Source organism: Flavobacterium flabelliforme (assembly GCF_017948675.1).
GTDB lineage: Bacteria > Bacteroidota > Bacteroidia > Flavobacteriales > Flavobacteriaceae > Flavobacterium > Flavobacterium pygoscelis.
Window position 1 is genome coordinate 311554 of the sequence record NZ_JAGFBU010000002.1, and the last position, 22808, is coordinate 334361.

General features: G+C 31.8%; 22 protein-coding genes. 14 read left to right on the plus strand and 8 right to left on the minus strand.

The annotated features are described in order from the left end of the window. Positions 1-46 precede the first annotated feature (46 nt). The 14 genes from J3S90_RS07705 to J3S90_RS07770 all read left to right on the plus strand — a co-directional run bounded on the left by J3S90_RS07705 (position 47) and on the right by J3S90_RS07770 (position 10579). On the plus strand, positions 47-856 hold the full coding sequence (locus J3S90_RS07705; RefSeq protein WP_188050235.1) for a lysophospholipid acyltransferase family protein: 810 nt from the start codon (positions 47-49) through the stop codon (positions 854-856). Positions 857-1013: 157 nt separating this feature from the next. Continuing rightward, on the plus strand, positions 1014-2207 hold the full coding sequence (locus J3S90_RS07710; protein WP_210645712.1) for a glycosyltransferase family 2 protein: 1194 nt from the start codon (positions 1014-1016) through the stop codon (positions 2205-2207). An 84-nt stretch (positions 2208-2291) separates the two neighbouring features. Continuing rightward, entirely contained in the window at positions 2292-3593 is a 1302-nt protein-coding gene (locus J3S90_RS07715; protein WP_210645713.1) for a dihydrolipoamide acetyltransferase family protein, read from the plus strand. Positions 3594-3738: 145 nt separating this feature from the next. Further along, complete coding sequence (locus J3S90_RS07720; protein ID WP_210645714.1) at positions 3739-4512, plus strand: 3'-5' exonuclease; 774 nt, start codon at positions 3739-3741, stop codon at positions 4510-4512. Positions 4513-4593: 81 nt separating this feature from the next. Then, positions 4594-5205, plus strand: a complete 612-nt coding sequence (locus J3S90_RS07725; protein WP_210645715.1) for a fumarylacetoacetate hydrolase family protein — start codon at positions 4594-4596, stop codon at positions 5203-5205. Then, positions 5205-5549: an Hpt domain-containing protein gene (locus tag J3S90_RS07730; RefSeq protein WP_210645716.1), complete on the plus strand. Its 345-nt coding sequence runs from the start codon at positions 5205-5207 to the stop codon at positions 5547-5549. Before J3S90_RS07725 ends, J3S90_RS07730 begins: the two co-directional genes overlap by 1 nt. 196 nt (positions 5550-5745) lie before the next feature. Continuing rightward, entirely contained in the window at positions 5746-5910 is a 165-nt protein-coding gene (locus J3S90_RS07735; protein ID WP_210645717.1) for a hypothetical protein, read from the plus strand. Between the two features lie 219 nt (positions 5911-6129). Continuing rightward, positions 6130-7380: a CinA family nicotinamide mononucleotide deamidase-related protein gene (locus J3S90_RS07740; RefSeq protein WP_210645718.1), complete on the plus strand. Its 1251-nt coding sequence runs from the start codon at positions 6130-6132 to the stop codon at positions 7378-7380. 75 nt (positions 7381-7455) lie between these two features. Then, on the plus strand, positions 7456-7692 hold the full coding sequence (gene rpmB, locus J3S90_RS07745) for a 50S ribosomal protein L28 (RefSeq protein WP_007805815.1): 237 nt from the start codon (positions 7456-7458) through the stop codon (positions 7690-7692). A 27-nt stretch (positions 7693-7719) separates the two neighbouring features. Beyond that, positions 7720-7902, plus strand: coding sequence for a 50S ribosomal protein L33 (rpmG, locus tag J3S90_RS07750; RefSeq protein ID WP_016988713.1), 183 nt, complete (start codon positions 7720-7722; stop codon positions 7900-7902). A gap of 76 nt (positions 7903-7978) precedes the next feature. Then, on the plus strand, positions 7979-8131 hold the full coding sequence (locus J3S90_RS07755; RefSeq protein ID WP_121924307.1) for a DUF4295 domain-containing protein: 153 nt from the start codon (positions 7979-7981) through the stop codon (positions 8129-8131). Positions 8132-8259: 128 nt separating this feature from the next. After that, positions 8260-9240 (plus strand): signal recognition particle-docking protein FtsY, encoded by a 981-nt coding sequence (ftsY, locus tag J3S90_RS07760; protein WP_188050243.1) that lies wholly within the window; start codon positions 8260-8262, stop codon positions 9238-9240. A gap of 621 nt (positions 9241-9861) precedes the next feature. Beyond that, the gene (locus tag J3S90_RS07765; protein WP_188050244.1) at positions 9862-10302 is read left to right on the plus strand and encodes a hypothetical protein; all 441 of its coding nucleotides are present in this window, start codon (positions 9862-9864) and stop codon (positions 10300-10302) included. Next, positions 10283-10579 carry a DUF721 domain-containing protein gene (locus tag J3S90_RS07770; RefSeq protein ID WP_210645719.1) on the plus strand — a complete coding sequence of 99 codons (297 nt, stop codon included), beginning with the start codon at positions 10283-10285 and terminating at the stop codon, positions 10577-10579. Before J3S90_RS07765 ends, J3S90_RS07770 begins: the two co-directional genes overlap by 20 nt. Before the next feature lie 138 nt (positions 10580-10717). Here J3S90_RS07770 and J3S90_RS07775 read toward each other — a convergent pair whose 3' ends face one another. The 8 genes from J3S90_RS07775 to J3S90_RS07810 all read right to left on the minus strand — a co-directional run bounded on the left by J3S90_RS07775 (position 10718) and on the right by J3S90_RS07810 (position 22489). After that, the gene (locus J3S90_RS07775; protein WP_121924310.1) at positions 10718-11137 is read right to left on the minus strand and encodes a nucleoside-diphosphate kinase; all 420 of its coding nucleotides are present in this window, start codon (positions 11135-11137) and stop codon (positions 10718-10720) included. An 88-nt stretch (positions 11138-11225) separates the two neighbouring features. Then, entirely contained in the window at positions 11226-12815 is a 1590-nt protein-coding gene (gene bshC / locus J3S90_RS07780; RefSeq protein ID WP_210645720.1) for a bacillithiol biosynthesis cysteine-adding enzyme BshC, read from the minus strand. Positions 12816-13016: 201 nt separating this feature from the next. Beyond that, entirely contained in the window at positions 13017-14360 is a 1344-nt protein-coding gene (locus J3S90_RS07785; RefSeq protein ID WP_210645721.1) for a DUF4302 domain-containing protein, read from the minus strand. Between the two features lie 73 nt (positions 14361-14433). Continuing rightward, the gene (locus J3S90_RS07790) at positions 14434-15294 is read right to left on the minus strand and encodes a zinc-binding metallopeptidase (protein ID WP_210645722.1); all 861 of its coding nucleotides are present in this window, start codon (positions 15292-15294) and stop codon (positions 14434-14436) included. A gap of 21 nt (positions 15295-15315) precedes the next feature. Continuing rightward, on the minus strand, positions 15316-16800 hold the full coding sequence (locus J3S90_RS07795) for a RagB/SusD family nutrient uptake outer membrane protein (protein ID WP_210645723.1): 1485 nt from the start codon (positions 16798-16800) through the stop codon (positions 15316-15318). Positions 16801-16811: 11 nt separating this feature from the next. Further along, entirely contained in the window at positions 16812-20525 is a 3714-nt protein-coding gene (locus tag J3S90_RS07800) for a SusC/RagA family TonB-linked outer membrane protein (RefSeq protein ID WP_210645724.1), read from the minus strand. A gap of 148 nt (positions 20526-20673) precedes the next feature. Beyond that, complete coding sequence (locus J3S90_RS07805) at positions 20674-21789, minus strand: FecR family protein (RefSeq protein ID WP_210645725.1); 1116 nt, start codon at positions 21787-21789, stop codon at positions 20674-20676. Positions 21790-21880: 91 nt separating this feature from the next. Next, complete coding sequence (locus J3S90_RS07810) at positions 21881-22489, minus strand: RNA polymerase sigma factor (protein ID WP_236023910.1); 609 nt, start codon at positions 22487-22489, stop codon at positions 21881-21883. Positions 22490-22808: the final 319 nt, after the last annotated feature.

Sequence of the window (22808 nt, forward strand, 5' to 3'; positions counted from 1 at the left end):
TATTTTCGTAATATTGTAAATTAAATTTTTAAAAATTAATAAATTTATGGGATTGTTTAAACGAAATCCTTTCGGACATATATTATTTATAAAAAAATGGTTAATTCGAATTTTTGGGGCAATTACGCACAAAAGATATAGAGGATTCAATGAATTGCAAATTGAAGGTTCAGAAATTATAAGAGATTTACCAGAAACCAACGTGCTTTTTATTTCCAATCACCAGACTTATTTTGCTGATGTTGTGGCTATGTTTCATGTTTTTAATGCAAGTCTTAGTGGTCGTGATGATACCATTAAAAATGTGTGTTATCTGTGGCAACCTAAGATGAATATTTATTATGTTGCGGCAAAAGAAACGATGCGTGCTGGATTATTGCCAAGAATAATGGCATACGCAGGAGCTATATCAGTAGAAAGAACTTGGCGCGCAAAAGGAGTAGATGTGAAAGAAAAAAAAGACATTAATCCGGACGATACCGAAAACATAAAAATAGCCTTAAATGACGGTTGGGTAATTACTTTTCCTCAAGGAACGACAAAGTCTTTTAAACCTGTTCGCAAAGGAACCGCTCATATTATAAAACAGCACAGACCAATCGTTGTACCTATAGTAATTGATGGCTTTCGTCGCTCGTTTGATAAAAAAGGATTGCGAATGAAAAAGAAAGGAATTCTTCAATCTTTTATCATCAAAGAACCTTTAGATATTGATTACGATAACGATACCATTGATGAAATTGTAGAGAAAGTAGAATATGCAATTGAACAACATTGCTCATTTCTAAAAGTAATTCCAGCTGAAATTATCAAAGAACAAGAAGAATTAAACAAAACGCGTCAGTGGGAATATTAATGTTTGAATAATTGTAATAAATTGGTAGAAAAAACAACATCAATTTAGATGTATTTGACTCATTCTTAATGCTAAATTGCAAGCGCTTATTTGCTGCTTTTTTAATACTATTTTATTGTAGCATTCTCTTTTATCAAGTTTAAATCTATGTTTTAAAATGCAGTTATCTGTCATTATTCTTAATTATAATGTTCGTTATTTTCTTGAACTCTGTTTGTTAAGCGTACAAAGTGCGCTTTTAGAAATCGATAGCGAAATTATTGTGGTTGATAATAATTCGCAGGATGATAGCTGCGCAATGCTAAAGGAGCTTTTCCCACATATAAAGCTCATTCAGAATAAGGAGAATCTAGGATTTTCTAAAGGGAATAATATAGGTGTCGCTCATGCAAAAGGAGATTATATTTGTATTCTTAATCCAGATACTGTCGTTGCTGAGGATACTTTTTCTAAAATTTTGACTTTCGCTCGGTCACTAGATACTTCAGATTCTATTGATACAACAGGAATTATAGGATGTAAACTGATTGATGGCGCTGGACAATTTTTGCCCGAAAGTAAGCGTGGTGTTCCAACTCCTTGGGTAGCTTTTACCAAAATTATGGGTTTGTATAAAATAGTACCAAAATCAAAGTTATTAGGGAGGTATTATGCCGAACATTTAGATGAAAATCAAACAGGAAAAGTAGATGTATTAGTTGGCGCTTTTATGTTGATGAAAAGAAATTTGTATGTAGAAGTTGGCGGATTTGATGAGAACTGCTTTATGTATTCAGATGATATCGATCTTTCTTACGTAATTGCAAAAAAAGGAAAGTCAAATTATTATTTTCACGAAACTTCTGTAATTCATTATAAAGGAGAAAGCACAATAAAAGATGGTACTTATATGAAACGTTTTCAGCAAGCGATGTATTACTTTTATAAAAAACATTTTAGTGCTAATATTTTTGGATCTGTTATTTTTAATCTTTTCATGAAGATTGGAATACTGCTTTTTTCGTTTTCAAAAAAAAATAAAGAGCAACTTAAAAATAAGGCTAAACCAAAATCCTTTCTTTTGTATTCTTACTCTTCAGAATTATTGGATAAATTGAATTCAATTTTACAAAATAAAGTGACTTTTTACGATTTAAAAAAAGAAAAAGCGGTAATTTCGTCTCTAATAAACACTGAAGAACGACCTGAAATTATTTTAGATACTAATTTTATTTCTTTTAAAGAAAGTATTCAATTTCTTGAATCTGCAAGAAATAAAGGATTTACCTTCAAAATTATACCTAAAAACGCTAATTTTTTAATAGGAAGCAACAATAGTAATGAAAGAGGCGAGGTTATTAAAATACCGTAAAAAAATGCATTTAATGTAATTTATAATTGAAATATTCAGTAATTTCGCAAACTGAAAATCAAAATCACCTTTTAGGTTAATAATATGGCAAGATTTGAATTAAAACTTCCTAAAATGGGAGAAAGTGTAGCAGAAGCAACCATTACAAATTGGTTGAAACAAGTTGGAGATAAGATTGAAGCTGATGAAGCGGTACTTGAAATAGCTACTGATAAAGTGGATAGCGAAGTGCCAAGTGAAGTTTCTGGGATCCTAATTGAGCAATTGTTTGGAAAAGATGATCTCGTACAAGTAGGTCAGACTATTGCAATAATTGAAACCGAAGGAGGAGAACTTGTGTCTGTAGTTAAGGAAGCCACGGCTCCTGCAGCTGTAGCTGAAGTGACAAAAATGGTCGAAGCTGCAAAAGAAAGTGTTGCTGCTCCTGTTGATTTTTCTGATTCTGAGAAGTTCTTATCGCCTTTAGTTAAAAATATAGCTAAAGAAGAAGGAGTTTCTGTGGCCGAACTAGCTGCAATTTCTGGAACAGGTAAAGAAGGAAGAGTTACTAAAAATGATATTTTAGAATACGTAAAAAATAGAGCTAATCAACAGGTAGTTTCAGCTCCAGTTGTTTCAGCTCCAAAAACTGTTGCGGCTCCAGTAGCTCAAAAAGCAGCTCCAGTATCTGTAAGTGGTGGTGATGAAATAGTTGAAATGGATAGAATGCGCAAACTTATTGCGGGTTATATGGTCGCTTCTGTGCAAACATCGGCTCACGTACAGTCTTTTATCGAAGTTGATGTGACAAACATTGTTAAATGGAGAGAAAAAAATAAAAATGCTTTCGAAAAAAGAGAAGGAGAGAAGTTGACTTATACTCCAATTTTTATGGAAGCCGTTGCAAAAGCAATAAAAGATTATCCTGGAATGAACATTTCTGTTGATGGTGATTTTATTATCAAAAAGAAAAATATAAACTTGGGTATGGCAGCTTCTTTGCCTAACGGTAATTTAATTGTTCCTGTTATCAAAAATGCAGATCAGTTAAATTTAGTTGGAATGGCAAAAGCCGTAAATGACTTAGGTGGTCGTGCAAAAGCAGGAAAACTTAAGCCAGACGATACGCAAGGAGGAACCTATACGGTTACGAATGTTGGTACTTTTGGAAGTGTTTTTGGAACACCAATTTTAAATCAACCTCAAGTGGGTATTCTTGCTCTTGGAGCTATTCGTAAAATGCCAGCAGTGATCGAAACTCCTGAAGGTGATTTTATTGGAATCCGTCAAAAAATGTTTTTATCGCATAGTTATGATCATAGAGTTGTAGATGGAGCGCTAGGTGGAAGTTTTGTGAAACGAGTAGCAGAATATCTTGAAGCTTTTGACGTGAATAGAGATTTTTAAAAAAGAATAGTAATAAAATTTAAACCCGACTCGTTTTCAAGAATGAGTCGGGTTTTTGTTTTTGTGATTTTTTAAACTTTAAAAGGGAAACTTTAAATAAAATTAAACCCAAATTTCTATATTTGTAATTATACAAAAATTAAAAATGGAACTTAAACTCAGTAAGCCAATTTGCTTTTTCGATCTTGAAACTACAGGAATTGATATCGGAAAGGATAGAATTGTAGAAATATCAATATTTAAAGTTTTTCCAAACGGAAATAAAGAAAGTAAAACATGGTTGGTGAATCCTACGATTCCAATTCCTGCCCAAACTACCGCTGTTCATGGTATTACTGACGAAAAAGTAGCGAATGAACCTACCTTTAACGAACTCGCTTCTCAGGTACATAATATGATTAAAGACAGTGATTTGGCTGGGTTTAATTCGGATCGATTTGATATTCCGTTACTAGCAGAAGAATTGTTGCGTGCAGGAGTCGATTTTGATATGAAAGGAAAAGTCTCAGTAGATGTTCAAACTGTTTTTCATAAAATGGAAGAGCGAACATTAAGTGCAGCGCTTAAATTCTACTGTGGAAAATCGCTTGAAAACGCGCATTCAGCAGAAGCAGATACCATGGCGACTTACGAAATTCTAAAAGCACAATTGGATCGTTATCCAGAATTGGAAAACGACATGAAATTATTATCAGAGTTTACCACCAGAAAAAAAATTGCTGACTTTGCAGGAATGATCGCTTTTGATGCAGATAACGAAGAGGTATTTACTTTTGGTAAACACAAAGGGGTAAAGGTGAATAAAGTATTAGAAACCGAACCTGGTTATTTTAGTTGGATACAAAATGCCGATTTTCCTTTATATACCAAAAAAGTTTTGACAGCTATTAAATTAAGAAAATTAAACACCAAAAAGTAGTTGATAACAACAAGTTATTCACGCTTTGAATTACTAAAGATTAGTGCCAATTTATAGCAGTTAAGATCTAAAAAATAGAAAATGAAAATAATCTGTATCGGTAGAAATTATACCAATCATATAGAAGAGTTAAAGAACGAGAGACCTACGGAACCGGTTGTTTTTATGAAACCAGATTCGGCCGTTTTGTTAAAACAGCATCCGTTTGTGATACCGGAATTTTCCAATGATGTACATCATGAGATTGAAATCATTGTCAAAATAAGTAAAGTAGGAAAGTATATCGAACCTAAATTTGCTCACAAATATTACGAAGAAATTAGTGTTGGAATCGATTTTACAGCACGCGATTTACAAGATCAATTAAAAGCAAAAGGATTGCCTTGGGAAAAAGCGAAAGCATTTGACGGTTCGGCAGTTATAGGTGAGTTTTTACCGAAAAATCAATTTAATTCCCTAGAAAATATTACTTTTGAATTGAAGAAAAACAATGAAACAGCTCAGATCGGTAATTCTAATTTAATGTTATGGAAAATTGATGAGTTAATATCTTATGTTTCGCAGTTTTTTACATTAAAAATTGGAGATATAATTTTTACAGGAACTCCAGAAGGAGTTGCCTCTGTGAAATCCGATGACGTTTTAGAAGGCTTTTTAGAAGGACAACAACTATTTAGAATACAAGTAAAATAATGGCTATAAATTACAACCTTTCAAAAGTGTACGCACTTTCAGACAATGATCCCGAATTTGTAAATGAAATTCTAACCTTGTTTGTAACAGAAGTTCCAGAAGATTTAATGCAAATCAAAGAAGGGATTAAAAAGAAAGACCATAAGCATGCTTATGCTTATGCGCACAAGATAAAACCAACGTTAGATTTAATGGGCTTAAACGTCGCATTCGAAGAAATTCTTCAAATCGAGGCTTGGACCAAGTCAGAAGGTAAAAAGAAAGATATCAAAGAAACTTTTAAAAGTGTTAAATTACAAGTAAAAGAAGCGATCAAAGAAATTAAAAAAGACTTTGATGTGTAATAGTTGGGCGTGACCATTCTTTCATTCTCATTACAGAACGGTCGGGCTATACGTTGCAATCTTATTTTATTGCGCTATCGCTTCATAAAATAAGGATTTTCACTACTATCCCTCACGCAAAAAAAAGAGAAATGTACGATTGAGTACATTTCTCTTTTTGATTCAATTAGTTTCAAAAAAAAAACAATAACTATAAATGTCAAACACTATAAATGTCAAGTTTCAAGAGCATTTTAAGTTGTATGTTTTATTTCAGGATAATATTATTTTTGAAGGTGAATTGCAGCGTCGGGAAATAGATTATTACTATGATCCAGAACAATTATTTATATCAGAAAGTATTAGGTATTTTCTATTTTAAAAAAACAACAATGAAATTGATTTGATTTTAAAACAGCAGGGTATTATTGGTACTATCGAATCATTAGGAATTCAAGATTTTCGGTTAGAAAGGAAAGTGCAATATCTGTATTTTAATATAGCAATAGTTTTTTTAATAATCATTAGTATGGTATCTTTTATTCTAGATAAAATCTCCTAAACTTGATTTTTCTTCACACCACTTAAAATTTAAAACAAAATGAAAGCAACTATAGTTACGATTGGAGACGAAATTTTAATAGGTCAGATTGTCGACACAAATTCTGGATTTATCGCAAAAGCATTAGATAAAATTGGTGTTGAGATCAATGAAATGATTTCGATTAGCGATGACAAAAATCATATCTTAGATACGTTTGCAGCGCTTCAAAATAAAGTAGATTTGGTTATTGTCACTGGCGGTTTGGGACCTACTAAAGATGATGTTACAAAAAAGACATTCTGTGATTATTTTGAAGATGAATTAGTAGTAAATTCACAAGTGCTCGCTCATGTTACGCAAATCATTGAAGGTTTTTATAAGCGTCCTATAACGCAAATGAATAAAGACCAAGCATTAGTTCCGTCAAAATGCACAGTGCTTCATAATGAAGTAGGTACAGCGCCTGGAATGTGGATGAAAAAGGAAAATACGGTATTCATTTCGCTTCCGGGAGTTCCTTTTGAAATGAAATACTTGGTAGAAAATCAAATTATACCTAAGGTTGTATTAGAGTACAAACGTCCGTACATTATTCATAGAACAATTCTAACCTACGGTCAAGGAGAGAGTATGGTGGCGGAACGTATTGAAGATTGGGAAAATAATCTTCCAGAATTTATAAAATTAGCCTATTTGCCTGCCTTGGGTCGAGTTCGTTTAAGATTATCAGCACGAGGAACAGATAAAAAAAGGTTAGAAGAAGCGCTGGAAGAAAATATAAAATCTTTGGATGCTATCATTAATGATATTATTGTTGGGTTTGATGAAGAAGAAACTATCGAGTTTGTTATTGGAAGAATACTTAAAAAACAAAACAAAACGCTCTCTACTGCCGAGAGTTGTACTGGCGGTAAAATTGCCGAAGTTTTAACTGCAGTTTCTGGTTCTTCTCAGTACTTTAAAGGAGCGGTTGTTTCGTACGCAACGGAGGTTAAAATTAATGTTTTAGGAATCTCCGAAAGTTTGATAAAAGAACATTCTGTAGTTAGTAAAGAGGTAGTTTCTGCTATGGCTTTGAGCGTAAAAAAAATAATGAACACCGATTATGCGATTGCGACAACTGGAAATGCAGGACCGTCAAAAGGAGATTCAGATGCGGAACTTGGGACAGTTTTTATCGCATTGGCAACACCAACGCAAATAATTGTTGAAGAATTTAATTTTGGCCAACCCCGTGAAAAAGTGATAGATAGAGCGGTTTTTAAAAGTTTAGAGCTCTTGCAAAAAGAAATTTTAAAAAATGTGTAATAATAATGTTGGTAAATAGGTTTATTTTTCTTTTCTTTGCACCCTGATTTTGAATAACGATAAAAGATAAGTATAATGTCAAGAGTTTGTGACCTTACAGGTAAAAGAGCGATGGTAGGAAATAACGTTTCTCACGCTATGAACAAAACTAAGAGAAAATTTTCTGTGAACTTAGTTAAAAAGCGTTTTTATCTTCCAGAAGAAGATAGATGGATTACTCTAAGAGTAGCTGCATCTACGATAAAAACAATTAATAAAAATGGAATTTCTGCAGTTTTGAAAAAAGCGCAGTCAGAAGGATTTATCAAATAATCCCTTCCAAAGAAAAAAAATAGCAAGATGGCAAAGAAAGGTAATAGAATCCAGGTAATTTTAGAATGTACTGAGCACAAAACATCAGGTGTTGCAGGAACTTCAAGATACATCACTACTAAGAACAAAAAAAATACACCAGACAGATTGGAGATTAAGAAATTTAATCCAGTTTTGAAACGTGTAACAGTTCACAAAGAAATTAAATAATAATTAGAAATTTTCTGAAAAATCCAGATGCTTGCATTTGAAGATTTTTTTAAAATTTTAAATACACATTTGAATCATGGCAAAGAAAACCGTAGCATCGTTACAAACAGCTTCAAAGAGATTATCAAAAGCCATCAAAATGGTGAAATCTCCTAAAACAGGTGCATATACATTCGTAGAATCTATTATGTCTCCAGAATCAGTTGATGAATTCTTGAAAAAGAAATAATATTCAATTAGCACTATATAGAAAAGCTACTTTCATTCGGAAGTAGCTTTTTTATTTTCTATATTTACCGTTAGAAAACGTATTTGTTCTCTTGAGTCAAATACTTCATTCCTAATACTATTCATACAATGAGTTTTTTTAAAAGAATATTTTCGTCAGAAAAAAAGGACCCAATCTTTAGCGAAGAAGCAAAGCAAACCTTAGATAAAGGGCTCGAAAAATCAAAAACTACTTTCTTTTCTAAGTTATCGAAAGCTATCGCTGGTAAATCGAAAGTAGATGATGATGTTTTAGACAATCTAGAAGAAATTTTAGTTGCTTCAGATGTAGGTGTTAATACTACCCTTAAAATTATTACTCGAATAGAAAATCGTGTTGCCTCAGATAAATATTTAGGTATCGAAGAACTGAATCAGATTTTAAGAGAAGAAATCGCTAGTTTGTTATCTGAAACTAACTCGGGTGAAGCAACAGAATTTGTCATTCCAATTCAAACTAAGCCTTACGTTTTAATGGTTGTTGGTGTAAACGGAGTGGGCAAGACTACAACAATAGGTAAATTAGCTTATCAATTCAAAAAAGCAGGTTATAAAGTAGTTCTTGGTGCTGCAGATACTTTTCGTGCCGCAGCAATTGATCAATTGCAAATATGGGCAGATAGAGTAGGTATTCCTATTGTAAGACAAAATATGGGCAGTGATCCTGCTTCGGTTGCTTTTGATACTTTACAATCTGCAGTTGCTCAAGATGCAGATATTGTAATTATTGATACTGCAGGACGTTTGCATAACAAAGTGAACTTAATGAATGAGTTGACTAAGGTAAAACGCGTAATGCAAAAAGTAGTAGAAGACGCGCCACATGATGTATTATTGGTTTTGGATGGTTCTACAGGTCAAAATGCTTTTGAACAAGCCAAGCAATTTACTGCAGCGACAGAAGTTACTTGTTTAGCAGTTACTAAACTGGATGGAACTGCAAAAGGTGGGGTTGTAATAGGAATATCTGATCAATTTAAAATTCCAGTGAAATATATTGGTGTAGGAGAGGGAATTGAAGATTTACAAGTCTTTAATAAATATGAATTTGTAGATTCATTTTTTAAATAAATAATACAATGAATTTTTCTTCTTTAAAAAATATTCCAACAATGTATCTCTATTTTGGTAGTGTTATTTGTTTCGTTTTAGCCAGTTCAAATAAAGATACTAATGTAAATTTATATTATTTATTAATGGTAATTGGAGTATTGCTTTTTGTTTTTGGATTGTTTAACAGAACTAGGAAAAAGTAGTGTTTCATAAAATTTAAAAAAAAAATCATTTAGCTAATTATTATATTTTTATATATTATAAGTTTTACAATTTCGGTAATAGATGATATCCTTTTAAATAGGAATAGCGTCATAATTTTATAATAAAAGAACACATTTGAAATTAGATCAAATGTGTTTTTTTTATTCTGAAAATAACCAGGTTTTGATATGTTATTTGAGTCATAAAATAAATTATATATTTCAATATTTTTTTAGAATATAAATAAGCAAAATACTAGCTTGTCTTGTCCCTTTTTTTGTTTTGTTTGCGCTTAATAAGTTTAACTTTGTAGTTGAAATAAAAACAGCATTAGTTCTCAATTTCCCTAGCCCTGATGGTAGCGACATCCCACGCTTTTTAGCGTGGATATAGCGGACAGCGGGAATAGCTCCTTAAAAAAAAACTACTATAATTATGAAAAAGATTTTTGGAATTTTATTTATCTCATTACTATTTGTTGCTTGCAAACAAAAGATTCAATCAGCTGACATTGTCAACTTAAACGGTTACTGGGAAATTGAGAAAGTCACTTTTGATAAAGGGAGCGACAAGGATTATAAGATAAATGAGAGTTACGATTTTTTTGAAATAAAGAATAATAAAGGGATACGCAAAAAAGTGATGCCACAATTAGATGGAACTTTTTTGGTAAATGATACATTTGAAAATGTAGTAGTTCGTTTTGCTGATGATAAAGTATTTTTAGATTATTCTACTTCCTATATGAAATGGAGTGAGGAATTGATAGCACTTTCAGCATCCGAATTGGTTTTGTTAAATAAGGATAAAATAGAATATCATTATAAGAAAGCAACAGCAATAAATTTATTAGGAGATGGCAAAGAGACTAAATAATCAAAGTACGATTGGTGATGTTTTAAAACAAATTATACATGTTAATAAATTGCAGCCAGGGATGGATCAAATTGATGTAAAAGAGGCTTGGAGAAACTTAATGGGGAATGGAGTAAATAGTTATACTAATAATGTAGTTTTAAAGGGTAGTACGCTCTATGTAGAATTGACTTCGTCAGTATTACGAGAAGAATTAAGTCATGGAAAATCTAAAATTGTATCGATGATTAATGAAGAATTAAGAAGAGACGTCGTTAAGGATGTGGTATTGAGATAAAAATTTGATTTTAGAATGTAGGTTTTGATTTCAGGTTTTAGTAGGTATAAAAAAATCCCGTTTCTTTTGGAAACGGGATTTTTTTATATAAAGATTTTCAAATCTGAAATCAAAGATCGTTAATCAACAATCTAAAATCTAGAATTGCTCTCTACCAGCAAAATGGAATGCACCTTCGATAGCTGCATTTTCATCGCTATCAGAACCGTGAACTGCATTTTCTCCAATAGAAGTTGCATATGCTTTACGTATAGTTCCTTCAGCAGCATCTGCAGGGTTAGTAGCTCCAATTAAAGTTCTAAAATCTTCAACAGCGTTGTCTTTTTCTAAAATAGCAGCAACGATTGGTCCTCTTGACATAAATTCAACCAACTCTCCGTAGAAAGGTCTTGCAGCGTGAACTTCGTAAAAAGCTTGTGCGTCAGCAATAGTTAATTGCGTTAATTTCAAAGAAACGATTTTAAAACCTGCATTTGTGATCATTGCAAGTATGTTTCCGATGTGTCCGTTTGCTACAGCATCCGGTTTGATCATTGTAAAAGTTCTATTAGTAGCCATCTTATTTATTGTTTTTTATGATTTTGTGCAAAAGTAAACTTTTTTGTTCAATAATGTAAGTTATTTTTATTTACTACTTCAAATAAAATTATAGTACAATTACTTCAAATTTGTTTTGTAGCGGTTTTAATTGATTGATAATCATCGGAATCAAGTTTTCTCCATTTTCTAAATAAAATTCAGAAAAATTAGTTTGTCTCTCTTGTAAACTTAGGTTTGGAAATAAATCATTTTGTAAATCAATAATACGTTGCAAAACGTCGTTTAGTTTCCTTTTTTGGGCTCTAAGTAGGCGTTTTTCTAGATTGTCTAGTCCTTTATTTTGTTTTGCCTCTTGTGCTTTGACAGCTCCAATAAATGATTCGTCTGTTTTTGTTGCTATTTTATATAAGCTTTCAAATTGTTCTTGCAGCTGTTTTTTTAAATTAGCTAAATCAATTGAAATTTCAGATAGTTCTTTTGTTTTATTATTGATTAGGGAATCTTGTTTAGAGAATAAATCACTCCACTTCAAATCGAGTTTATCTGCTTTTTTAGCTTGTTTTTCAGTAGCTAATAGAACTGAATTTCGCAATAGAAGTATAGGAAAAGTAACTTTTGCAGCGTCAAAGAAAGACTTTAGTTCCAGCCAATACGCAATTTCACCACCACCGCCAATGTAACATAAATTAGGTAAAATCACTTCTTGATACAAAGGACGCATAATAACATTAGGGCTGAATTTTTCTGGATGATTCTCTAGTAATTCCAAAATTTCAGTTTCAGAAAATTCAATTTTTGTATGGTTTACTTTGTATTTGCCATTTTCAAAAACGATACGTTCGCGCAAAGTGTCTTCAATATAAAATAAGTTGATCTCACGTGGATTAACTTGTACAGTGTAGTCTTTTAATTTTTCAGCCGTTGCTAAAACTAATTTATGGGAAGATTGATGTAACAATTCCTCTTTCACGTAAGGCATAAAAGCGCGTTTCAAGTCCGGATTGTCTGCGTCAATAATTACAAGACCATAAGTTCCAAATAATGCATTAGCCAAATGTCTGGTAGCATTGGCTAAAGTGTCATGGTTTAAATACGCATCAGTAAACATTTTTTTTATTTTTTCGGCATTGATACTTGAACCTAATTCAAGCGCATATACTTCAAAAAAATCCTCTAATCCTTTAGTTGATAATCGACCAACTGGTCCGTAACTTTCAGTATTCCAACGGAATTTTTTTCCTTTAAAATTAAAATAATTAATTTCTTCAAAATCATGGTCTTCTGTCGCCATCCAATAAACAGGAACAAAATTGTTTGTAGGATACTTTGCTTTTAATTCGTTTGTTAAATTAATCGTCGAAATAATCTTGTATAAGAAATACAAGGGGCCACTAAATAAATTTAGTTGGTGCCCAGTGGTTACTGTAAAAGTGTTATTAAGTGATAGTGCTTCTATATTTTGCTTTGTTAAAACAGAGGTGTCAACATTTGAATATTGTTTCTCTAAAACTGCAACTAAAGTTTTTCGAGAATCATTGTCAAAATTTTTCTGCTTTTCAAGGATTTGATCTTCAAAATTTTCAAGTTTTGGAAATCTATGGTATAAAGAGTTTAAGTTACTTTTTTGATCTAAATAATCATTCATCAAGGAAGAAAAATATCCTGAATTTTGATAGGTGATACAGTCCGTTGGCATAATAAAGTTTATTTGATGCTAAAATAAGAAATCTAAAGGTATAATTTTTAGTTTAAGAAACCTTTGTGAACTGTGGAGATTGTTTTAGTATTTTTTTGGTTGATTTATTGTCTGTTATGATTTCAATCGCATTAATTATATTCAAAAAAAAAAGGCTGCCTTTTGAGGGGCAACCTTTTTCAACTAATCAAAAAAATGGTATTATAATTTCCAAACTGACATCCTAAAAGGATTTTGAGATGCCGTTAAAGTATATACATCATTGCCATATCCAAGTTTGAATTTTTCTTTTTTGACATAAATTCCATTAGTATCTAACAATTGTGCATCAATAGGTCTAATGAAAGATAATGGAGGATATGCTCCACCAGCTCCAAATCCGTCGTCTGTTAAAATTACTTTTTTGTTAACTGCATCTTCAGTTATTACGACATAATGTCTAATAAAAGAGCCGTTTTCAAAATAATAGTTAATGAAAGATCCCAATGTTGGGTGATTTAAATAAACATAAATATCAGTTAATTTTTTCCCTACAGGTAATCCAGTGTTTGCTTGATTTAATAAAGAAACAAAAAGATCAGAGTTGGTTGGTGCATCTTCTATGTAATCACCAACAAAGTATCCAAAATAAATGTATGGGTTTCCTGGTAAAAACATTTTGTAATCATCTGTTAATACTAAAGGTTTAGCTGAATATTTTATACTTGCCGTAACACCACCTGTACCAGTTGCATTAAAGTTTCCAGTTGCAGGATCATAAGTAAAAGTCGTTAACTCTTGGTTTCCTACTTTAACCGCTGGACTAACTGTAATCCCAGTTGGTGTGTAAGCAATACCAATATTATTGGTTAGGCTTGAACCAGTTTCAATAGAATTTGAAGTTGCAAATCTTGAATTTGAAGTAAATGTAAAATCAAATTGGCTTATTTTAGTTCCGTCATTAGTTTCTAATAAACGGAATAAAGGTCTTGTTGATTCTCCAATTACGTTAGCAACCATTAATCTACTTTTTGCTAAATCGGTCCAGTCTGAAGCAGTTGCTTTTACAAAACGTAATTCTTGAAAAGTACGATTAGTTCTAAAAATGATCTGTCCGTTATCTTGTCCGTAATACAAAAATTGAAAATCTCCTTTGTATCCTTTTCCTCTTAATGCCGCAGTTGGGAAACTATTAGAATCAGATAATAAGTGAATTCTGTTTTTTGTTGTAAATACTAAACTAACTGTACTTCCTAGAACAATATCATACTCACTAGCAAATATAGAGGTATCGTTATCAAAATCAGAGGCCATATCTACCTTACCATCTTTAAATTTGAAAAGATGTGTAAATCCTCCTAACTGTGTATTGTCAGTAAAATAGACGGCTTTCCAACCAAATTCAGAAGAAGCCAATAAATCATCTAGTTCTTTTTCTCTAGCATTTAAACGTTCTGTAGGAGTAGCGTTAAAGGGTGAGTCTAAACTCTCCTTGTTATCACAAGAGACCAATTGAATCGCTAATAAAGCAACCAAAAGGTAATTAATTATATTTTTTAGTTTCATGTTTTTCATGTTTTTGTTAAAGTTAAATAGGTTTTTAATAGGAGCTTTAGTAATTAAAGCTCCTATTTTTATACTAATTGTTTATAACGAAGTTGGTATTTTTTTCTGCTTCATCTCTAAGTTTATAGAAATCAATTCCGAAACTATCTTTAAAATACTTTACAACTACAGCTTCTTTTGCTTTAATATTCGCAACAGCAGTTTGATTAGTTATTCCAGCTAGGATCGCGGCATACTCTGCTTTAGAATTAATTAACATTTGAGCAGCCATTTCTGCAAAATCTTCACTAGTATTCGATCTTGCATAATCCGTAATGAATCCTTCTTCTCTAGCTTGAGAAGTTGGTGTCTCATACCAGTTTGAAGTATAGCCACTTGGAGTTATTTTCGCAAGTGTTTTTTCATCAAAAGGCTTCGTTTGATTCAGAATGTGAATATACTCATGTTGAATTGTAGCTAAGAAACGTTTTACGTTTGCACGATCTCTTTTATTTACATTGTCCGTTTCAAACAATGTAATTCTTAATCCACCTTCTGCTAAACCTAAAGTAATCGTTCCTGTTGTGTTCAAGTTTATTCCTCCAACCAAAACTAGTTCTCTAGGAGCAATTTTTTTAACAAAATCAGGTCCTCCAACAGTTTTGTAAGTATCTAACCAGATTTTTTTAACAATTTCTAAAGCAGGTTGTACTTTAGTTTGAATTGGAGGAAACAAAAAACGATTGTTATCTACTACATTCTGATTCCATTTGTACTGTACATTAATATTGTAATCATTCACGTAATTAGCATCAATATAACGATCTAAATCCGTTTTTGCAGGAATTGATACATCTAACTGACTTTCCTTAAGAGGATCCTCACTTGCGCAAGCTGTTAATAATAACACGGAGCATACTAGTGTGATTATTTTATATTGTTTATTTATTTTCATAATTATAAATAGTTAAATTAATTAACGTGGATTTTTTTCTACTCCAGTGTTTGTAACGTTTAATGGAATTTGAATTGCTTTGCGTAAGTCATTTTTCTCTAAAACTTTATCAGCTTGATTGTAAGTTTTATGCGTAACTTTTAAAGCAAATCTTTTTATATCAAACCATCTTAAACCTTCATGGATGAATTCTCTTCTTCTGATTTCTGCTAATGCTTTAATGTATGAAGTTTGAACATCAGTCATCGTGTAAAAAGGAGTATATTCATTAGCAACAACAGGATATTTAGCTACCACTTTTGCTTGAGTAATTTTATCAGTTGTAGGATTGTAAAGTTTAACGCGTACTGATAAGAAATAATCTAGCTCTGCATTAGCAACATCTAATTGATTGTTCATTACGTGCGCTTCTATTCTATTCAAGAAAAGCTCATCATTACTTAATAGTACCAATGCATCGTATGGAAGACCAATTCCAGCATTCGCATTCGTGTATTTGAAGTACTCAGCAAATTTAGGAACGAAAATAGTTACCTGACCGTTATAGGATAATGGTCTGTATAGAAATGCTTTGTTAATTAGATTTGTATTGGCTCCAAAAAGTTCATTTCTATCTGCTCCAGTCAACTGAAATCTATTTGAAGCAAAACTTCTAGAATAGATAGAAGAGGCAGAAACAATAAGTAAGTTGGTATTTGCACTTGCGTCAGAATACATTCTTATTCCTTTATCATAATCCGGTTCGTCTAAGTAAGATTGATAGTCTCTTAACTTAGTTTGCGGAAGATTGCCTAGCTCATTAGATACCTCAAGCACTTTGTTCCAATCACCTACTACAGTATAAAAACGGCTTGCAAATGAATTAGCAGCATCTTTATTAAAGTGAAATTTTGGCAATTTGTAGTTGCTTGTAACTAATGGCAATCCTTTTTCGATATCAGCTTTTATATAAGCAAAAACTTCTTCAACACTGTTTCTTGTGTATTTTTTGATCAGTTGAGTTTCTGGTTTCAATATATAAGGAATACCTAAATCTGTTTTGGCAGTTGCAGGATTGTATCGCTGAGAAAAGAATGTAACCAACATGAAATGAGAGTAAGCTCTAGCTAATAAAGCTTCTCCTCTTTGTGGGTTTAGTTTAGGATCATTATCTTGTTTTTCAATAGCTTCTAAAGCTTGATTAGCGTGAGCAATTGCAGTATAGCAAGCATCCCAATAGGCTGAAGGTGTTTCTCTATCAGTATCGTCAACCATTTCCCAATTGTACATTTGGCTATTCTTGATCGTTGTTTTTGTTAGATCTCCACTATCATAAACATTATCAGACATAGTCTCAGCAAACTCCATATAATTAGATTCTGGATAAGCATTTACTAATATTTCAGAAATTTTTTCTGGCGTATCGAGTTGTGTTCTATTATCTGGAACTTCAGATAAGAAATCGTCACAGCTACTGCTGAGTCCTACTAAAATTAGTAGGGATAAGGTTAATTTTAATTTTTTCATATTTTATTTAATTAAAATGATACGTTTAATGAGAATGTGTATTGGCTCGTAATTGGCTGAGAAACTCCACCAGATCTATAAAATTCTGGATCTTGACCATTCAGTTTTTTATCTGAATAAATTAAAAGAGGATTAGCACTTGATGCTTTCATTGAGAAGGTACTAAGGTTTAATTTTTTCTTCAAATCTTTAGGGAATTCATAGCTAATAGAAACGTTTTTCAATCTTACGAAAGTTCCGTCTGCTACTCTTTCATCAGAATAATTGTAAGCATTATATGCTCTTATTAAACTTTTGCCATCAGAAGCGTAATTTGCTATTAATCTTCTGTCTGCAATTACAGGAATATTAGTATAAGCCTCATCACCAGGATTAATCCAACGGTTAGTGAATTCTTTAGTAAACACCGTTAAATCATCATAAGAAGAAGAGTAGATTGGGTTCAAACGAACTTTGTTTCCTCCTGCAGCAACTATAAAGATATTTAAAGACCAGTTGTCATAGGTAAATGTATTAGACAAACCTGCTGATTTGTTAGGTTCAATAGATCCTTCGTATTTCAAGTATTTTGTTACGTTTTCTGAATCTTGAAAATTAGCACCAGCAATATTATCATCTTCACCATCAGCCATTACGAAAGTTGGTAAACCTTGGTTGTTTAAACCTGTAAATTGGTAAGAGTACAAAGCATTTCTTGGATGACCTACTGTATTTCCTCCTGTACCATCAACTAAACCTAATACACTTGGATTGTTTTGTAGTTTTGTGATTTCTTGGTTGTAAATAGAGAAATTAAAACTAGTAGACCATTTTAATCTAGTGTCATTAAGATTTCTTGTATTCACAGAAAACTCAATACCTTTAGTTTCCATGTCAGCATTGTTTCCTTGCTTTAATTTTTGTCCACCAATACCAGAAGTAGTTACAAAGTCAACTAAATCAAAAGCTTTACGGCTGTAAATATCTGTTGTAAATTGTACTCTGTTATTGAATAAACCTAAGTCTAAACCAATATTAGTTTCAAATTGTTTTTCCCATGTAAGGTCACCATTTTGAAGTTGGTCAATGTTTAATCCAGTTTCTCTATCCCCTAAATTTAGACGGTTAGTAATGAAACTTTTATAAATAGCAAGTGAGTTAGTAGCTGGTCCCGCAGTTGCAGTAAGTCCATAAGATCCTCTTAAAGCTAATGTGTTAATATTTTTAGCATCTTTCATGAAAGATTCTTCCATTAAATTCCATTTACCACTAAAAGTGTATGTTGGCAACCATCTAGAAGAATTACTGTTTCCTTGTCTGTTTGATCCGTCATAACGTCCTGTTAAAGATCCTGTATAACGACGATCGTAAGTGTAACCTACTTTACCAAAGAAACCAACAGTTCTTTCTCTTTCTTCGTTGAATCCATAATAAGATTCACCTCCGTTGATTAATTTCTCTAAGATTCTAGGATCTGTAAAAGCAGTTAAACCTCTGTCATACTGTAATCCGTATGCAGTAAAATTATCACTACCTCTATCTACAGAACGTAACTCTTGTCCAAATAAAGCTTCAAACTCATTTACATCTTTAAAAATGTTTTTGTAGCTGAAACTGTTACGGATGTTATATGAAGTAAGATCATTTGTAAATTTTCTTAACATACCACCATTAGGCAATACTGATACTTTAGGCGCAAGCAAGTTATTAGGATCTTCATATAAAAAGATATTTGCATCTCTAACAATAGTAGTTTCATCAGCATTATAGGCTCCAATGATATTAGAACTTTCAAGAATATTATGTTCTCTACTTGTATTGGCATAACGTGCATTAGCAGTTAAGTTATAAGTAAGTTTAGGAGATATTTTGTAGGCTAAGTCTGCTTGGAAGCGAATATCTTTAACCTTGATGTCCATATAGTTGTTTTTTAATTCTTCAACTATATTTAATGGAGCCCAATTGTTTCTATAATATTCGTAATTTCCATTATCGTCATAAGGACGTAAAGTTCTACTTGTATTTAATACATAACTAAATGGGTTGATGTCAAAATCTCTAGTAGTGCTTCCGCTAACTCCGTCTCTAAGACTGTCATAACTTCCTGGCGCTTGTTGGTTTCTAACAGAAGCTTGTGTAGATAATGTTAAGTTTAACTTATCATTAATGTAAAAAGTATTCTTCAAGTTAGAAGTCAATTGCTGTACATTATCAGCTACTGTCCATCCTGGATCAGAATAAAATCCTAAGGAAGCAAAGAATGCGTTATTTTTTCCACCACCTGAAAAACTCAACGAGTGATTTTGTGTCATTGAAGGTCTAAATAAAACTTTAAACCAATCAGTATTTGCTAGTTCGTATTTCTTTAAAAATTCATTTCTACTAGGAGTATCGTTTTTTACACCAAAGGCACCTGAAGTCACATCATAAGTGTTTACAGCTCTAGCAAGAATATTGTAAACTCCTCCATAACGTGATTGTGCTATTGAAGGTAATTCTAAAAATCCTTTTGATTCCATTTCTTTTAAAATGCTCATGTTTTCTTGAGAATTCAATATATCAAACTGATTGTAGCTAGGAACAGTGCGTACAGTTTGGTCTAGTGAATAAGTAACATTTAAAGGCGAATCTCTTCTTCCTTGTTTAGTAGTTACAACTACTACACCATTTAAAGATCTAGATCCGTAGATAGATGTTGCAGACGCATCTTTAAGTACTTCTATACTTAATACGTCACTTGCATTTAAACCAGCAATAGAAGAACTTAATAAAGTTTCTGAATTTCCAGAAGCTAAATCTGCAAAAGAAAGATTGACAATATCTTCCTGTACAATTCCATCAATTACCCATAATGGTTTTGTATCTCCAAAGATAGAAGACGATCCACGAACGGTAATTTTTGGAGCAGTACCAAAAGTTCCGGTAACGTTTTGAACAGTTACACCCGCTGCTTTACCTTCAATCATTCTACTTACATCAATAACACCTTCTACCATTAACTCTTTTCCGGTAATTTTACTAATAGCTCCTGTAAAAGTTCTTTTAGATGTTTTTTCGTAACCAGTTGTAATTACAACTTCTTTTAAGCTTTGCTCTTTGTCAATTAAGACAATAGTTAGAGGCGTAGTTTTGATAGCTACTTCTTGTGTCTCCATACCAACGAAAGAAACTACAAGTCTTGTGCTGTTTTCTGGCATATCGATAGAGAAGTTTCCATCAAAATCAGAATAAACACTTTTATTTGTTCCTTTTGCTGTAATAGTTGCACCTGGCAAAGGAAGACCTGATTGGTCTACTACTTTACCTTTTACAATAGGAGCTACAGTTAATTTTTCAATTAAAGTTGGGATTGCATCAAAGCCTGTAAATTCTCCCGTTAGTGTAGCATTGTTCTGTAATATAATTTGATCGCTTACTTCACTATATCCTATATTAAGTGGTTTTAATAAATCGCTTAGGATATTTGATAAAGTTTCGCCAGTAGCATTTACAGTTACTTTTTGGTTTAATTGACTAATTCTCGAATTGTAAGAGAATTTTACTTTAGCGGTTTTTTCTAGTTTTGATAAAGCGTTCTCTAAACTCATGTTTGCGATGCTAACAGTAACTTTAGTGTCTAGTTTTTTCTGTCCATTAACACTGTTGGCCATCGTGATGGTGGAAAACACAAATGCAAGAACAAATTGAATTAATGTTATTTTCATGATTCGATGGAGTAATCGTTGTTTGACAACAGTTTTTTTCATAATTTTGGTTTGTTTTATTAATACTATTTAACGGGTATTTTGAACACACAAATTGAACTTTACAGGGAACAATTTGATTCTATTTAGGCGTCGAGAATGTTACAGCATTTTCGGCGCTTTTTTTATTAATTTCACATAGGCATTAAAGTTAGTCGCATCCTTTGGATGTAATAATAATTTGGTTTCCATTCATTTCATAAGTAGTGTTGTTACCGAGACTTTTGCATATAATTTTAAGTTTCTCTGGTAGCGGTTGGTCGTTTAGTGATGTGGTTAGATAACAATTTTTTAATTTGTCTTTTGGATAATCAATTTGAACTAAATAAGCCTCTTCAATTATTTTTAGAATTTGGTTAACAGGTGTGTCTTTGAAGTCAAAACTTAATTGCTCGATATTATCAGTAGTTTGAATTAATGTTCGGTCCGTTTTTATATCGTTTATTTTGTTAAATGTCAAATTTTTGCGAGAAAATTGGAGCGCTTGATTAGGAAACAAAACTACTTCTTGATTATTAGATTTTGTCACCGATTGGTTTGATTTTATTTTTACTTCGCCGGTGTGAACTAATACTTCAATGTCAGGTTGGTTGTCATACGCTCGTATTCTAAAGCTGGTTCCAACAACTCTGGTAACAATTTCATTCGCGTAAACAAAAAATGGTTTTTTGCGATTTTTGCTAATTTCAAAAAAGCCTTCACCACTTAAATATACTTTGCGTTCATTGCCTACAAATGTTTTAGGATAGCTTAATTTACTATTAGGTTGCAACAAAACAGAACTACCATCCGACAACGTTATAATTTGAGGTTTGCTTGAGTTGTTCGTTTGCTCGACTAATCCTTCTTTATTGTCTTGTATGAGTTCGTTATATATAGGTGTAGAAGTAGTGTTTAAAATAGTATTGTTATAGAACCAGCTGCTTATTAAGCCTAATATAAAAACTGCTGCGACGCTTTTTATCCATTTGTTATCCAAAAACTTTTTTGGTGATTTTTGAAATATGTTTATATTTTTTTCTTTTTTATTAATTTTTCCCCAAGTTTTCTCTAACGCAATATCAATAGTTTTTTGATTCAAAGTTGGTTCAGAAACTTTCATAGCTAAAATCCAAAGACGAGCTTCCTCAACTAATTTGGCTCTTTTAGGATCTTCTAAAGTCCATTCTTCCCAGTTTTGTTCATCAATTTGATATTTAACCCAAAGATTAAAGGACTCGTTGGATAAAAAATCTTCTATTTCTATATAATTATTTCGTTCTTGCATCAATTCAGTATGGATTACAAAAACATAAAGGACAGTTTTTTTATTATATACTCACCTAATTGTGATTTTTTTTATATAAATCAAAAAAATATTAAAGAAGACTTGTTGTAACTGCTAAAAAAAGTAAAATAATGTCTTTCCAATCTTTTCTTAGGTTCAAAACTGCTCGATAAAGCAAATTATTTGCAGACTGGTAATTTACATCAAGGGTAGAGGCGATTTCATCTACACTTAAACCTTGATGGTATCTAAGGTATAAAGCTTCTTTTTGACGAGAGGGTAATTCGTTTAATAATTTGTTTAAATTAAAAACTTTATTAGCAGTTGTTTCGTCTGCAATAAGATCGTGTTCTATTGAGAAGTCTAATAGAAATTCTATAGTATCAATAGAAGTTGTTTTTCCAAAAAAGCGATCGCGTTCTTGATGTCTTGCAATTCTTTTGCGAACGCTAGATAATAAATAAGCTTTTACGACAATACTTTCACTTATTGATTCTCTATAAATCCAAATGTCTGTAAAAACTTCTTGAACACAATCCTGTACTTTATCTTTTAATGGAGATAATGAATTACCGTAACGAATTAAATGAGCGTAGTGTTTTTCAAACAGATGTGAAAATGCTTTCTCATCACCCATTTTTACATTACTCCAAAGGGTATCGTCGTCTAAATGATTGCTATTTTTAAATTTAATTTTCAAATTGAAAGAGTGATAATGGCAGTATTAATTTAATGTTAATTTTTTGTAATTTTACGGTTTTAAAATTAAACAACAAAAAAAAAATACAAAAAAAATGAGGAATGTCTATTAAAATATGAAAAATGTAGTGTAATTATTATTTAAACTTCTCTGCTTGTTCTTTTCATCAAAATAAGTATCGGATTTTAGTAATAGTGAAAATTAATTTCATCTTATTCTAGATTTTTTTTAGATTATGTACATAATGAATGATTATTTTTAAAATATCTTAGGGAAATCAAGCCTTAAACTACATCATTTGAAGATTGAGTAATTACAA